The sequence below is a fragment of the Solitalea lacus genome, from assembly GCF_022014595.1.
In the GTDB taxonomy this organism is placed as follows: Bacteria; Bacteroidota; Bacteroidia; order Sphingobacteriales; family Sphingobacteriaceae; genus Solitalea; species Solitalea lacus.
In genome coordinates this window covers 2,726,307-2,739,925 of the sequence record NZ_CP091740.1, presented here as the reverse complement: position 1 = coordinate 2,739,925, position 13,619 = coordinate 2,726,307, and the positions used below count along the sequence as shown (strand labels likewise).

The window sequence follows — 13,619 nt, the reverse complement described above, 5'->3', positions numbered from 1 at the left end:
CTGTATTGTGATTAATGTAAATAACATATCCGTTTCATTTGGCGGAACCACCTTGTTTAGCGACGTAACCTTTTCGATAAACGAGAATGATAAGATTGCCCTGATGGGTAAGAATGGCGCAGGCAAGTCAACTATCCTAAAGATTATTGCAAATGCGGCTAAGCCTACTTCGGGTAACGTAACCGGTCCAAAAGACGCAGTAATAGCATATTTGCCACAGCATTTGCTTACTCAGGATAATGTTACCGTTTTTGAAGAAACTATGAAAGCCTTCGAAGAGGTAAACCAGATGCAAAAAGAGCTTGATGAGGTGAATGAGCAACTTACTATTCGGACCGATTACGAAAGTGATGATTATATGAAGTTGATCGAACGCATGTCGGAATTGAGCGAGAAATTTTATTCGATCGAAGAGACTAATTATGAAGCTGAGGTAGAAAAGGTGCTAAAAGGCTTAGGCTTCGATCGTAAGGACTTTACCCGCCAAACCTCAGAGTTTTCGGGTGGATGGCGCATGCGTATCGAGTTGGCCAAAATTCTGTTAAAAAAACCTGATCTCATCTTACTTGATGAGCCTACCAACCACATGGATATCGAAAGTATACAATGGTTGGAAGATTTTTTGATCAACTCGGCAAAGGCGGTTATGGTGATTTCGCACGATCGTGCCTTTGTTGATAACATTACCAATCGTACCATTGAGGTTACTATGGGTAGAATATATGATTACAAAGCTAAATATAGCCATTACCTCCAGTTGCGTGCTGAGCGTCGGGTACACCAATTGAAAGCTTATGAGGAGCAACAACGATTTATAGCAGATAACCAAGAATTTATAGACCGATTTAGGGGGACTTATTCCAAAACTTTGCAGGTGCAATCGCGTGTAAAGATGCTCGAAAAGCTCGAGGTTATTCAAATCGATGAAGTGGATACTTCGGCATTGCGATTGAAGTTTCCACCATCACCACGTTCTGGGCAATATCCGGTAATGGTAGAAGAACTGACCAAAACTTATGGAGATCATACCGTATTTGAAAAAGCATCGATGGTGATTGAACGAGGTGAGAAAATAGCTTTTGTAGGTAAAAATGGTGAAGGTAAGTCGACCATGATTAAAGCAATTATGGGCGAGATTGATTTTGAAGGTGGATTAAAAGTAGGACATAATGCCAAGATTGGGTACTTTGCCCAAAATCAGGCTGCCTTGCTGGATGAGAACTTAACTGTATTCGAAACCATTGATCAGATTCCGTTAAGCGATGGGACGATAAAGATCAAAGACCTTTTGGGTGCCTTTATGTTTAGTGGCGATGATACCACAAAAAAAGTTAAAGTACTTTCTGGTGGCGAGAAAACGCGTCTGGCAATGATTAAATTGCTGTTGGAACCAGTAAATGTGTTGATTCTGGATGAGCCAACGAACCATTTGGACATGAAGACTAAGGACATTATCAAGGACGCTTTGAAGGATTTTGATGGAACTCTGATTTTGGTATCCCATGATAGGGATTTCTTGGATGGGTTAGTAAACAAAGTATTCGAGTTTGGTAATAAACGCGTCCGAGAACACTTTGAAGACATCAAAGGATTCTTAGCCTACAAGAAAATGGATAGTTTAAAGGAAATTGAACAAAACTAGAAGGTATTTACTCCCTGTAGTCCGAAGAAGCGGAACATATCTTCGGACTACAAATAATACAGAGGTCTATGACCGTCAGATATCTCAACCTGCTTGGTTTGTTGCGTAGGCAACATTTATTCGTTTAGTGGCTATTATATTTTTTCAACTAATCGATTCTCCCTTCGAAGTAGAACAATCGCCAACATAATTACCCAAATCATAAAGATACCAATATTGATGCGTTCCCAATTTCCAATCATTGGTGTAGGACTATTAATTGCAATGTTTGGAGCTTCCGAAAAGGTAAGGATGCCAAAAATAATATGAAGAATTATGGAGATGATAGTATAGATGCGGAATTGCTTGCCTAAAGTTGCTGCTCCAAAACCCATAAAGAGCCACATAAAGATATTTGTTACAATAGCCCAAACGATGTGCAATGTGTCGCTCAAATTCGGTTCATTGCCACGCATGTGCATAGGAGGCCAATAAAAACCGAAGATGCAGTAAGCAAGAATTAAATACCCCACCAGTCGCAAATGGTAGTTCTCTTTTGCTACTTGCAAAACACCCCAGCCAAAAGCAGCAAATAGCAGTGAATATAATAGGCATAGTAATACCCATAACACTCTTGTAGGGGCACCTATTGCAGATAGTTCACTTACTGTATAAGATGCCATATTGTATCCCTCATATTTCAATGGCACATATATATTTATGGCGATATACCAAATGGAAGAAAGAATCCCACAAATGAGTAAAGCTTTTGGCCCTGTCGCATTACGTGAAGCAATTAGTGGGATGGCCACCATCCAACCCAATAACACTGGTATGCCCCACATGGCATGCAACCAATGCAGCTCTTGCAGAATAATAATTTCAACAACGAACCAGATAAACAATCCCCCCAAAGCAAATCCCGACATAAACCAATCTGCAGTTGCCCTGTGAATTACGGATACAAAGGCAAAAGAATTTAGTATTCCCAATCCCAATAGAATAATGCCGGGAACCAGGAAATTACGAAATACGCCATTCATTATGCCAACAGGCATGTCCATGAGGTGGCCATCAGGGCCAGCAATCAAAAGGATGCCCCCTAATAACGCCCCGGCTGCTTCATAACCAAGAATGATTAAGAGAATAATTTGTTGCCATTTCGATTGAATCTCCACTTGTGTAGTTTTGTTAACCTTTTTCATTGTCTTGGCATATGGTTTTAATACAATTCCAAATAGTGGCGGCTAACTGATTAGGTAACGGTATTGGAAAATACTAACATTCATATTCAGATTATTTAGGCTTTTATCTTCGAATTGGAACCCAAACTTCTTCTTCCGAATCAGGTTGATTATTGCGGTATTTATCTCCCAAAAGTTCAAAATGCTCGCGTGTATCCACCATATATCCCGAATTGGGGAGCCATTCTTTAAAAATATACTGAAAAGTTGCTTGAAAAGCACTTGGTGGTCCTTTATGAATAAACACTGCATATAATCCTCCCTGTAGCTCATAAGTTTCCATTGAAGCCGGAACTGAATTGAAATCTGAAACTTCAACAGCTGCCCATTTTTCAAATGTTGTTTGAAGATCAAATAGGTTGAAGTCTAAGCCAGGTTCATATACCTGCATGGAATATAAGTTAGAACCAAGCTGGTTTTGAATAGTCTTTCTTAAAGGCATAAAACTACTCCAAAGTTCAAAGGTCCTATTTTCAGCTAAGCACATTGTCAGCCGTTTGCCAATTAATTTTTTAGGTTTTAAAGTCTCAATTCTTGGTGGTTGTTGCATTTAATTAAGAGTTATAAAAAGGTACAATAATCTATTTTGATTTCTATAAGTTTCAAAAATATCCAATTACTTAATTATAATGTTCAGTAATTAATTGTAAGCTGTCTGAGTTAGGTTTGATTTATAATTAATACTAAAATACTGCCAGATTAAATAGTTGTCGTAGTTTCCCAACTTCTTGTATAACCTCTATATTTGCCGCTTATGGGTCTGAAATCCTTATTAAGTAAACCGCTTGCCTGGTATACGGCAAAGAAAATCCGTAAATGGAACATGCAGGCTGTTGCATTGCAGGAAAAATGGTTTCATAAACTATTGACTGATGCAAAAGAAACTCTTTATGGTCTGGATCATCAGTTTTCATCAATTAAAACCTATGAGGACTTTAAAAAACGGGTTCCCATTGGTGATTATGAGTTGTTAAAGCCTTATATAGATAAAGTGGTTCATGGGGATAGAAATATTCTATGGCCTGGTAAACCTTTGTACTTTGCAAAAACTTCAGGAACTACTTCTGGAGTTAAGTATATACCTATTTCTAAAGAATCCATGCCTGAGCATGTAAATGCTGCTCGCAATGCATTGCTAATGTATATAGCCGAAACAGGTAATGCCCGGTTTGTAAATGGTAAAATAATTTTTTTGCAGGGCAGTCCAGAAATGGAGGAAAAGAATGGCATTCAAGTTGGTCGTTTGTCCGGTATATCAGCTCACTATGTTCCGCAATATTTGCAGCGCAATCGTATGCCATCTTGGGAAACCAACTGTATTGAAGATTGGGAGGAAAAAGTAGATGCTATTGTGGAAGAAACCGTGAACGAGAATATGACACTTATTTCGGGGATTCCACCTTGGGTGCAGATGTATTTTGACCGTTTATCTGCCAAAACAGGAAAACCGGTAAAGGATATCTTTCCCAACTTTAATTTATTTGTTTACGGAGGTGTAAATTTTGAACCCTACAGGGCCAAATTGGAGAAAAGCATTGGTAAAAAGGTTGATTCAATTGAAACTTACCCTGCTTCTGAAGGATTTATCGCTTTTCAGGATTCTCAAAAATCTAATGGCTTATTATTAAATGTTGATGCCGGTATTTTTTATGAGTTTATCCCGGTAGACGAATATTTTAATGAAAATCCTTCTCGCATTTGGTTGAATGAAATAGAGCTGGATAAGAATTATGCTATCATTTTAAATACTAATGCAGGCTTGTGGGGATATAGTATTGGTGATACAGTTAAATTTGTATCCAAAAATCCATATAGAATTATCGTAACCGGACGTATAAAACATTTTATTTCTGCCTTTGGAGAACATGTAATTGGTGAAGAAGTAGAATACGCATTAATGACTGTTGCTAAAGAAGAAGGTGTTGATGTGGTTGAATTTACAGTTGCGCCGCAAGTGAATGACCCTGAAGGTGGATTGCCATTTCATGAGTGGTTTGTAGAGTTTGGTTCACATCAGCCTAAAGACATAGAGCAATTTAGGTCAAAGGTTGATAAGCTGATGCAGCAAAAAAACGTATATTACTTTGATTTGATAGAAGGGAATGTATTACAGCCACTTAAAATCAGGAAAATGCAAAAAGATTCTTTCATAAATTATATGCGTTCTAAAGGGAAACTGGGCGGGCAAAATAAAATGCCAAGGTTGTCTAATGATAGGAAGATTGCCGATGAATTGCAACGTGAATTTATCGGTTGAGGATAGTAAATTGTAAAATTATAATTGAATTAAGTCAGTTTTGCATTTAGGAAATAAATTTTTCTGAAACTTTTTGTAACTCTGGGACTAATTTTGAGGTAAATAGAAAATCTCTCTATGAGATTTTGAATAATAAATGAAACGAATTGCAATTTTAGGGTCAAGCGGCTCAATAGGTACTCAGGCGTTGGAGGTGATAGCTGCAAATCCTGATAAATTTAAAGCAGAAGTATTAACAGTTAATGGTAATGCTGATTTATTAATTCAGCAAGCATTACGGTTTAGTCCAAAAGCGGTAGTTGTTGCTGATGAGTCAAAATATCAGTATGTGAAAAATGCTTTGTCCACCACTCCTATTCTGGTTTTGGCTGGTGAGGCGGCTTTAGCAGAAGTGGTGCAGTATGATTCCGTAGATATGGTATTGACTGCTTTGGTTGGTTATGTTGGTTTACGTCCAACAATTGCTGCTATTAAAGCAGGAAAAAATATCGCCTTAGCAAACAAAGAAACGTTAGTGGTAGCAGGTGATTTGGTGACCGAATTAGCCAAGTTGCATCAAGTGTCAATTTTACCGGTTGATTCGGAGCATTCTGCAATTTTTCAGTGTTTAACTGGTGAAGATCATAATCCTATTGAAAAAATTATTCTTACCGCATCGGGAGGGCCATTCAGGGGAAAAGGATTGGATGACTTAAAAATGGTTACTAAACATCAGGCATTAAAACATCCAAACTGGAGCATGGGAGCTAAAATTACTATTGATTCAGCCAGTTTGATGAATAAAGGTCTGGAGGTGATTGAAGCGAAATGGTTGTTCAATTTGGATATCAATCAAATTGAGGTTGTTATTCATCCCCAATCTATAATTCATTCTATGGTGCAATTTAATGATGGTTCAATTAAAGCTCAGATGGGCTTACCCGATATGAAGTTGCCCATTCAGTATGCCATGGCTTATCCGCAGAGAATAAAAAGTGATTTTCCACGTTTTAGCTTTATTGATTTTCCTAAATTGTCATTCGAAGCACCTGACATCAGAATATTTCGTAATCTTGCCCTGGCTTTTGAAGCTCTTGAAATCGGAGGAAACTGCCCTTGTGTCATAAATGCTGCCAATGAAGTGGTTGTGGATGCATTTTTGAAGGATAAAATCGGTTTTTTGCAGATGTCGGATATTATAGAAGAATGTATGCAAAAAGTAACTAAAGTGGCCAAACCAAGTTATGACGATTATGTTTATACAGATCGTGAGGCTCGAATAAAGGCTTTGGAACTAATAAGTTAGTGCCATTATAAAGATTTATTTTAATTTTGACCTATAACTTTTAAAGAAATAATGAGTGGATTAATCATGGCGGCCCAGCTGTTGGCCGGACTTTCAATTTTAGTGGTGTTGCATGAGCTGGGCCATTATTTGGCTGCACGTGCATTTGGCATTAAGGTTGAAAAATTCTATCTATTTTTTGACGCCTGGGGAGTAAAATTATTTAGTTTCAAGAAAGGAGATACTGAATATGGTATCGGTTGGCTTCCATTAGGTGGATATGTGAAAATTGCCGGAATGATTGATGAATCAATGGATGTTGAGGCAATGAAACAACCTGCTCAGCCTTGGGAGTTCCGTTCAAAACCAGCATGGCAACGATTGATTGTAATGTTGGGTGGAGTTGTTGTAAATGTATTGGTTGGTATCTTTATTTTTTGGTTATTGACCTTTAAATATGGTGAAACTTATCTTCCTAACTCGGAAGTAAAATACGGTATTGAGGCCCTTGAGTTAGGTAAAGAAATAGGCTTAAAAACCGGAGACAAAATTAAAGGAGTGGATGGTAAGCCTGTTGAGAGGTTTAGTGATTTGATGAGTCCTAAAGTGTTGTTCGGAAATGTAAACTTAAATGTTGACCGTGCCGGAAAAGATACCTTGATTCATATCCCTTCTAATTTTATTGAAAAAGTTTCTGAAGTTGAAGGTGGTAAAAATGCTTTCATCTCACCTCGCCTGCCGTTTGTAGTAGGTAAAGTTCAGGCTGGAAGTAATGCTGAAAAAGCTGGCTTACAGGCTGAAGATAAAATCGTAGCTGTTGACTCAACTAGTATTCATTTTTTTGACGAAATACAATCAGCCCTGGCTGTGCGTAAGAGCAAAAATGCCGAGTTGAAGGTAGTCCGTAATGGAAAAAACATCAGTTTACCTGTAGAAGTTACAGAAGAGGGAAAAATTGGTTTTCATCCTAAAGCTGTTGGGCTAAACTTTAAAACCGATAAATTCAGTTTGGCTGAGGCTCTTCCTATTGGAGCAGAAAAAGCAAAACAAACCTTGGTCGATCAAGCTAAAGGCTTTGGTAAGATTTTTAAAGGGGATGTTGATCCTCGCAAGGCTGTACAAGGCCCTATTGGTATGGCTCAAATTTACGGAGGTACGTTTGATTGGGTTAACTTTTGGACACTTACCGGCTTAATTTCTCTGGTATTAGCGTTTATGAACTTATTACCTATCCCTGCATTAGATGGAGGTCACGCTATATTCCTTATTGTAGAAATGATAAAAGGTAAACCATTGAGTGATAGATTTATGGAACGTGCCCAAGTAGTAGGTTTCGTTATACTTATCGGTTTAATGGTGTTTGCTTTTGGTAATGATATTTTTAAATTCTTCAGGTAAACTATTGTTTACGGTAGAATAAAAGCAAAGAACAAAGAGCAATCTTTGTTCTTTGCTTTTATAGCTGCTCCCCTATCTTTGTCTCCAAATAAAATTTAATAATGAATTATTTCCAGTTCTACGATATTCCTGTTTCTTTTTACCCAGATGAGGCTCTCCTAAAGAAAAAGTTTTATGCTTTAAGCAAAGAGTATCATCCCGACTTTCATGTAAATGAATCGGATGAAAAACAGCAGGAAGTGTTAGAATTATCAACTTTAAATAATAATGCCTTTAAAGTATTGAGTAATCCCGTTAAACGCGTGGAATATATTTTACAGCTGAATGATTTAATAATAGATGGCGAAAAGCATCAATTGCCACAGGCTTTCCTTATGGAAATGATGGAAATAAACGAGTTGTTAATGGAGTTAGAATTTGATGAAGATGAAACTAAGATGGCTGAAATTGAAACTCAGGTAAAATCTATTGATGAAGTTTTGGACATAGAGTTAAAACATCACGTTAAGGATTTTGAGGAGCTATCTGAAAATGACAAAAAAAATATTCTCCTGAAAATCAAGGACAACTATTATAAGAGCAAATATTTGTTGCGAATTAAAGAAAAGCTATATACATTTGCATCCCGCAATTGAGGGAACGGTTTTAGTAATAAAGCCACTCAGAAATGCCCGGATGGCGGAATTGGTAGACGCGCTGGTCTCAAACACCAGTTGGAAACAGTGCCGGTTCGACTCCGGCTCCGGGTACCGAAAAACAGATTTAACCCTTGTGAATCAAGTATTTGCAAGGGTTTTGTATTTTAAAGGGGACGGAATATAAACGCAACTAAACATGCACTGAAAACGGATCAATCCCAAAACCTGTGGAGCAACCCTTTCTTAAGCAAATAATTTAGTAAGCCTGAAAAGGAAAAAAGGTACATCCTTTACACCCCTGAATTGACTCCGGAAGGCTTTGATTTTAGCATTGAACGATTCGGCCGAAGCGTTGGTGCTGCGGTTGTCAAAGTAGTTCAGGATCCGTTCGTAATGGAGCTGTATGGTTTTGGACAGGGTATTAAACGTTTTAAAGCCGGCCTTTTCTACCTGGTCATACCATTGGGCCAAGCGTGTTAAGGCCAGGGGTTTAGATGAGGAGTGGTTGTAAATCCAGGAGAGCTTTTGAGCCAATGCATAAGCCTGTCCCAGATCTGGATATAGCTCAAAGAGGAGACTTGCCCGTTTTTCTTGTTCCTGGCTCCAGTTCACCTGGGCTTTATACAGCAGGTGGCGGCTGCGGGCCAGCAATTGCTTGAGCGTATCCCCGTTGGCATAGATCTTCGGATGATATTCTGCTTGGGTTTTTCGGGCCTTTTCCAAGGCCTTGTTTTCCGCCTCTATGGCCTTCCAGCGATGCTGGATGCGAATTTCCTGCAAGGCCTCTCCCCCCAGTTGTTGCACATGAAAACGATCGATCACCTGTTTGGCATAGGGAAAACAATGTTTGACAATAAGGTTCATGCTTCCTGCCAGGTCCATGGTTACTTCTTTTACTTCGTTCCGTAACCGTTTGGGAAGCCGCTTGAGCAGGGGAATAATCCCATCGGACTGTGTGCCCTTGACGATGGCCACAACGGTCCCTTTTTTGCCCCTGGCGTCTTTATTTGTGATGATGGTATAGAGTTCCCCTAAGGACAACGAAGTTTCGTCAATGGAAAGATAAGGTCCCATGTTTTGGGGAAACAAAAGTCCTTTTTCGATATCGTTGCCCGCTTTCCAGGAGTTAAAATTACTTAAGCGGTTCCGGTAGCTGCGATGAAGTTTCTTGCCATTCACGCCATAGAAACCGGCGATGGTTTGCAGGCTATGCGCCTGTGTATCGGCTGAATGCTTTTAAAAAAGCCGCAAAACCCTTGGTAATGCGGGTGCCTTGGGCCACTAAATCCCAATTGCGGTAAACGACTTTGCCGGTATCCTCGTTCATCCAGCGGCGGCGGGTAATGTGGAGGTACACCTGAAAACCACGAATGGGAAAATCCTGCAGGGTGATGGGCTCAAAAAAGCCTTTGGAGTGCAATTTGTTTGCCGAATACTCTTCAGGGGTCTTGTTTACTTCCTTTAAATAGATATGGATAGCGGCGTCTTTTTTCTCCACCTCAGTTAATTCAAAATATTCCTCAATGGATTCAGGAAGGATCAGTGGGATCAGGGCTTTATAGGACTCGTGCATGGTGTTTTTTAGGATGCCCAAAAATGAACTTTTATTCCCTACTCCACAACTTTTGTACTTGATCCCTGAAAACTGAAGAGTTGCTTTTTAGTTTATTCGTTAGCACCAAATACTAAGACATCAACATTATTACTAAAATAAATTAAATGGAAGCATCTTTAAAAATAATCAAGCAACAACTTCAAAGCATCCTTAAACGACTCGACTGGAAAGCAGAAAACATGGCTACTTCACAAGGACAGGTGAGTAATATGAGATTGTCTGGACTTGCAAGCATTAGAAATGTTATTAATGATATAAAGACATTAAACTTATTTGATGGTGTAGTTGATTCTTTAAGTAACTCTGCAATCTTCACGACAGCTAATGATCAAATGATTATTCAAATCCTAGAAGGACGAGAAATTGTTTCTAATCTGACTTTATTAAAAACACTCAGTACGAATTTTTTAAATGTTTTGCTTACCACAGTTCCTGAGGAAGATATCAACTCTATAAATATTAAATTACCACCAGTAAATGATTTTGACGAGCTATCAAAAGTATCAAGAGACATCCACATTGGTCTAAGCCAAGTAATATTTAATGACGAGATTAATGGCCAAACAAAAATTGTAAGTGTTGAAAATGGGTCAATTTGGCTTAATGTTTTTGTAGGTGCATCAGCAGTGACAGTAATAGCAAGTTTGGTATGGGCATCCGCTGTTATATACAAAAAAATACATGAAGGTAAATTACTTGCTGAACAAGTTAGAGGATTAAAAGTGAAAAACGACAGTTTAGAAGATATTTTAAAAGCCCAAAAGGCTGAAACAGACTTGATGATTCAAGCAGAGGCAGAACATATTTCAAGTGAACATTTTAAAGAAAATATCCCTGAAAATATCGAGAGGATAAAAAATTCTATAAAAACATTTGCAGAATTAATCGGAAAAGGTGCAGAAATTCACCCTGCATTAGTTGCACCAGAAAACGTCTCTAATTTGTTTCCAGACCCCACTAAGTTAATTGTTGTCGGATCGAAAATTAAAAAACTTGCAAATCCCATAGACAACTAAAAGTACTGGTGCACGGTTTTGCGTCTGGCGGGGGGCGTGTAGACTTGAAGTTTTGAGCTAGTTCAAGTTCAGTACTTATTTACGGTTTCGATTGTTTACATTATAAAATTGAGGAATATATTTTGTAACGATAAAGATATTATCGTAACTAAATATTCACTTAACAGACGAGTTGGGGTTATTTAGATAAAAATAGTATTATCATGAAGAAAATATTTACTTTGATGGTTTTTACACTATCTACTTTGACCTCATTTGCTCAAGTAGATAATATTTCAGCTAAAAGCACAGTAACTGATTCAGTAAGCTATCTTAAAATTAAAAATAAGCTTAAAAAGCTAGGACATTTTACATTTAAAGATATTCCAATAAACGACTCGTTAAATCAATTTGTTGCTCAACTTAAAAAGCAAGGTTTTACTCCATGGAAAATTACTGATTTAAAAGCATACCTTACTGGCAAATTCACGGGTGATGATGTACATGTTATGGTAGAAGCAACACCTAAAACAGTATATAGTGTGACAGTGATGTATGATAAACAAACCACTTGGAAGTCTATAAAATCTCAGTATGATAATATGAAGTCCATGCTTATATCGAAATATGGAGAGCCAGTGGAATCAGTTGAAAAATTTGATTCTCCTTATTATGAAGGTTCAAGTTTGGAACTTTATGCTTTAAACGAAGATAGGTGTACTTACAGGACTGTTTTTGCCTCAAAGGCAGGCAACGGTATGATTCAATTGAAGATTTCATCCGATGCATCCCTCGTGATTAATTATGTTGATGCGTTAAATTATATGATTGTGAGTGGGGAAGCGCGCAATGATTTATAACACTAAGACTGGGCAAATCCGTTGCCAAAAGATGACGATATTGCTTTAAATGAATGAAATATAAAGAAAAGGAGATTGCTTAATCTCCTTTTTTTATTTTCAATTAGACAATCTAGACTAAACTTATCTTCCAATAAAGTTTGTTTTATTTCAAATCACAACTATCCGAAAGTCCAAAATTAAAAAAGGCGAAAAAAGTCCAAATTTGAGGTGACCAAACTTCAAAAGATGAGCCTTTTTCGCCGCACCAAAAATAATCCCAAAAAAGTCATTAGCCTCAATTTCTAATGACCGCCATTAGAAATTAAGAGTGTTAACTTGTTGATAACTATTGGTTTTATACCAATGTAAATTGGAGGAAATTGCAGTAAGTAAACCTTATTTGAACTTGGACCTGAAAATTGACTTTACAGACAAAGAAATAACGCCCTGGTCGGGCATTGTTTTACTGAAAAAAATGCTGGACAGGATGGAGTTTGAAGCAGCCTTGGATCGGTTGCCATTGCCAGCCCCAGGGTCAAACCGGGGCTATTCCCCGCATCAACTCATCCAACAGTTTATGACCAGCATATGGTGTGGGGCCAACAAGTTTGAACATTGCGAGGTAACACGCCATGATGCGGTCATGAAACAATGCTGGGGTTTCAAACAAATGGCAGGCAGTAAAGCCATCCAGCGCTTTTTCAACAAACATACCCTGGCCACCAACCAGCAGATCTTCACCCCTTTATACCAATGGTTTTTTGGCAATCTGCAGTATGATAATTACACGCTGGATGTCGACTCCACCATCCTTACCCGATACGGCGGGCAACAGGGTAGTAAAAAAGGATACAACCCCCTTAAGCCAGGCCGCAACAGTCATCATCCTTTAATCGCCTTTATAGAGGAAACAAAAATGGTCGCCAACTTTTGGCTGCGAAGCGGCGACAGCTATACGAGCAATAATTTCCAAGGCTTTTTAGCCGATACGATAGAAAAACTAAACGGTAAAAAAATAGGCTTATTCAGGGCCGACAGTGGATTTTACGGTAAAGAAGTATTTGAGTATCTGGAGCAAAGTCCACAAGTGGGCAACTACATCATTGCCGCCCGGCAGTACAAACCGATCCAACAAAAACTCGCCGCACAACACCTGTGGGTAAAAGTTACCGCTGGTATCGAAGTGGCCGAAAGCACTTATCAAAGTCCCCTGTGGGATCAACCCAGAAGGCTGGTCATGGTCCGCCAGCAAGTCAGTGAACGCCCCTGTGCAACGGACAAAACGCTGAAACTATTTGAAGACGAGGGCATTTATAAAAATTACCGCTACAGTTGTTTTGTCACCGATTTAACCCTGCCGGCGCTTCAGGTGTGGAATCTGTACCGGCAAAGGGCCAATTGCGAAAACCGGATCAAAGAACTGAAATACGATTTTGGGGCAGACAGCTTCAATCTTAAAAACTTTGATGCTACCGAAGCGGCCCTGAACTGGGTGATGATGGCCTATAACTTCATCAGCCTTTTCAGGCAGGTCGTGCTTAATACCCAAGTAGAACAACGCCTGAAAACATTACGCTACAAGGTGTTTGCCATTGGCGGGTATATGGTAAAAAACGGCAGCCAGAAAATCCTAAAACTGTCGCTGGCCATGAAACGAAGAGAATGGTTTACCGGCCTATGGAATTGCAATAAAACATTTGACTTGACAAAAACTTAAATCCCTAATGACTTTTTTGGGATAATGA

The 13,619-nt window shown here is 38.7% G+C and carries 12 protein-coding genes and 1 tRNA gene; 9 read left to right on the top strand and 4 right to left on the bottom strand.

Going from position 1 to position 13,619, the window contains the following annotated elements:
- Window positions 1-7 precede the first annotated feature (7 nt).
- Complete coding sequence (locus L2B55_RS11745; protein WP_237845741.1) at window positions 8-1,642, top strand: ABC-F family ATP-binding cassette domain-containing protein; 1,635 nt, start codon at window positions 8-10, stop codon at window positions 1,640-1,642.
- A gap of 134 nt (window positions 1,643-1,776) precedes the next feature.
- Here L2B55_RS11745 and L2B55_RS11740 read toward each other — a convergent pair whose 3' ends face one another.
- Both L2B55_RS11740 and L2B55_RS11735 read right to left on the bottom strand, forming a co-directional pair.
- The gene (locus tag L2B55_RS11740) at window positions 1,777-2,826 is read right to left on the bottom strand and encodes a DUF998 domain-containing protein (protein ID WP_237845739.1); all 1,050 of its coding nucleotides are present in this window, start codon (window positions 2,824-2,826) and stop codon (window positions 1,777-1,779) included.
- A gap of 103 nt (window positions 2,827-2,929) precedes the next feature.
- Window positions 2,930-3,415, bottom strand: coding sequence for a GyrI-like domain-containing protein (locus L2B55_RS11735; RefSeq protein WP_237845737.1), 486 nt, complete (start codon window positions 3,413-3,415; stop codon window positions 2,930-2,932).
- Window positions 3,416-3,619: 204 nt separating this feature from the next.
- Here L2B55_RS11735 and L2B55_RS11730 point away from each other — a divergent pair, with 204 nt between their 5' ends.
- The 5 genes from L2B55_RS11730 to L2B55_RS11710 all read left to right on the top strand — a co-directional run bounded on the left by L2B55_RS11730 (window position 3,620) and on the right by L2B55_RS11710 (window position 8,533).
- The gene (locus L2B55_RS11730; RefSeq protein ID WP_237845736.1) at window positions 3,620-5,122 is read left to right on the top strand and encodes a GH3 auxin-responsive promoter family protein; all 1,503 of its coding nucleotides are present in this window, start codon (window positions 3,620-3,622) and stop codon (window positions 5,120-5,122) included.
- Window positions 5,123-5,258: 136 nt separating this feature from the next.
- Window positions 5,259-6,407 carry a 1-deoxy-D-xylulose-5-phosphate reductoisomerase gene (locus tag L2B55_RS11725; protein ID WP_237845731.1) on the top strand — a complete coding sequence of 383 codons (1,149 nt, stop codon included), beginning with the start codon at window positions 5,259-5,261 and terminating at the stop codon, window positions 6,405-6,407.
- 51 nt (window positions 6,408-6,458) lie between these two features.
- On the top strand, window positions 6,459-7,784 hold the full coding sequence (rseP, locus tag L2B55_RS11720; protein WP_237845729.1) for an RIP metalloprotease RseP: 1,326 nt from the start codon (window positions 6,459-6,461) through the stop codon (window positions 7,782-7,784).
- Between the two features lie 101 nt (window positions 7,785-7,885).
- On the top strand, window positions 7,886-8,419 hold the full coding sequence (gene hscB / locus L2B55_RS11715) for a Fe-S protein assembly co-chaperone HscB (protein ID WP_237845724.1): 534 nt from the start codon (window positions 7,886-7,888) through the stop codon (window positions 8,417-8,419).
- 34 nt (window positions 8,420-8,453) lie between these two features.
- Window positions 8,454-8,533: transfer RNA gene (locus L2B55_RS11710), tRNA-Leu, on the top strand.
- Between the two features lie 132 nt (window positions 8,534-8,665).
- Here L2B55_RS11710 and L2B55_RS11705 read toward each other — a convergent pair.
- Window positions 8,666-9,601: an ISAon1 family transposase gene (locus tag L2B55_RS11705; RefSeq protein ID WP_237845722.1), complete on the bottom strand. Its 936-nt coding sequence runs from the start codon at window positions 9,599-9,601 to the stop codon at window positions 8,666-8,668.
- 28 nt (window positions 9,602-9,629) lie between these two features.
- A complete protein-coding gene (locus L2B55_RS11700) occupies window positions 9,630-9,995 on the bottom strand; it encodes an ISAon1 family transposase N-terminal region protein (protein ID WP_237845721.1) in 366 nt (121 codons plus the stop codon).
- Between the two features lie 146 nt (window positions 9,996-10,141).
- On the opposite strand from L2B55_RS11700, the gene L2B55_RS11695 reads away from it, so the two are divergent.
- From L2B55_RS11695 to L2B55_RS11685, 3 genes are all read left to right on the top strand, one after another.
- Window positions 10,142-11,053 (top strand): hypothetical protein, encoded by a 912-nt coding sequence (locus L2B55_RS11695; protein WP_237845719.1) that lies wholly within the window; start codon window positions 10,142-10,144, stop codon window positions 11,051-11,053.
- 203 nt (window positions 11,054-11,256) lie between these two features.
- On the top strand, window positions 11,257-11,892 hold the full coding sequence (locus L2B55_RS11690) for a hypothetical protein (RefSeq protein WP_237845717.1): 636 nt from the start codon (window positions 11,257-11,259) through the stop codon (window positions 11,890-11,892).
- Window positions 11,893-12,244: 352 nt separating this feature from the next.
- On the top strand, window positions 12,245-13,591 hold the full coding sequence (locus L2B55_RS11685; protein ID WP_237845715.1) for an IS1380 family transposase: 1,347 nt from the start codon (window positions 12,245-12,247) through the stop codon (window positions 13,589-13,591).
- The last annotated feature ends 28 nt before the right edge of the window (window positions 13,592-13,619 follow it).

Bases quoted from the DNA above. Each gene is read 5' to 3' on its own strand.
- L2B55_RS11740 (WP_237845739.1), bottom strand. From the start codon at position 2,826: ATGAAAAAGGTTAACAAAACTACACAAGTGGAGATTCAATCGAAATGG.
- L2B55_RS11735 (WP_237845737.1), bottom strand. From the start codon at position 3,415: ATGCAACAACCACCAAGAATTGAGACTTTAAAACCTAAAAAATTAATT.
- L2B55_RS11730 (WP_237845736.1), top strand. From the start codon at position 3,620: ATGGGTCTGAAATCCTTATTAAGTAAACCGCTTGCCTGGTATACGGCA.
- L2B55_RS11725 (WP_237845731.1), top strand. From the start codon at position 5,259: ATGAAACGAATTGCAATTTTAGGGTCAAGCGGCTCAATAGGTACTCAG.
- rseP (WP_237845729.1), top strand. From the start codon at position 6,459: ATGAGTGGATTAATCATGGCGGCCCAGCTGTTGGCCGGACTTTCAATT.
- hscB (WP_237845724.1), top strand. From the start codon at position 7,886: ATGAATTATTTCCAGTTCTACGATATTCCTGTTTCTTTTTACCCAGAT.
- L2B55_RS11700 (WP_237845721.1), bottom strand. From the start codon at position 9,995: ATGCACGAGTCCTATAAAGCCCTGATCCCACTGATCCTTCCTGAATCC.
- L2B55_RS11695 (WP_237845719.1), top strand. From the start codon at position 10,142: ATGGAAGCATCTTTAAAAATAATCAAGCAACAACTTCAAAGCATCCTT.
- L2B55_RS11690 (WP_237845717.1), top strand. From the start codon at position 11,257: ATGAAGAAAATATTTACTTTGATGGTTTTTACACTATCTACTTTGACC.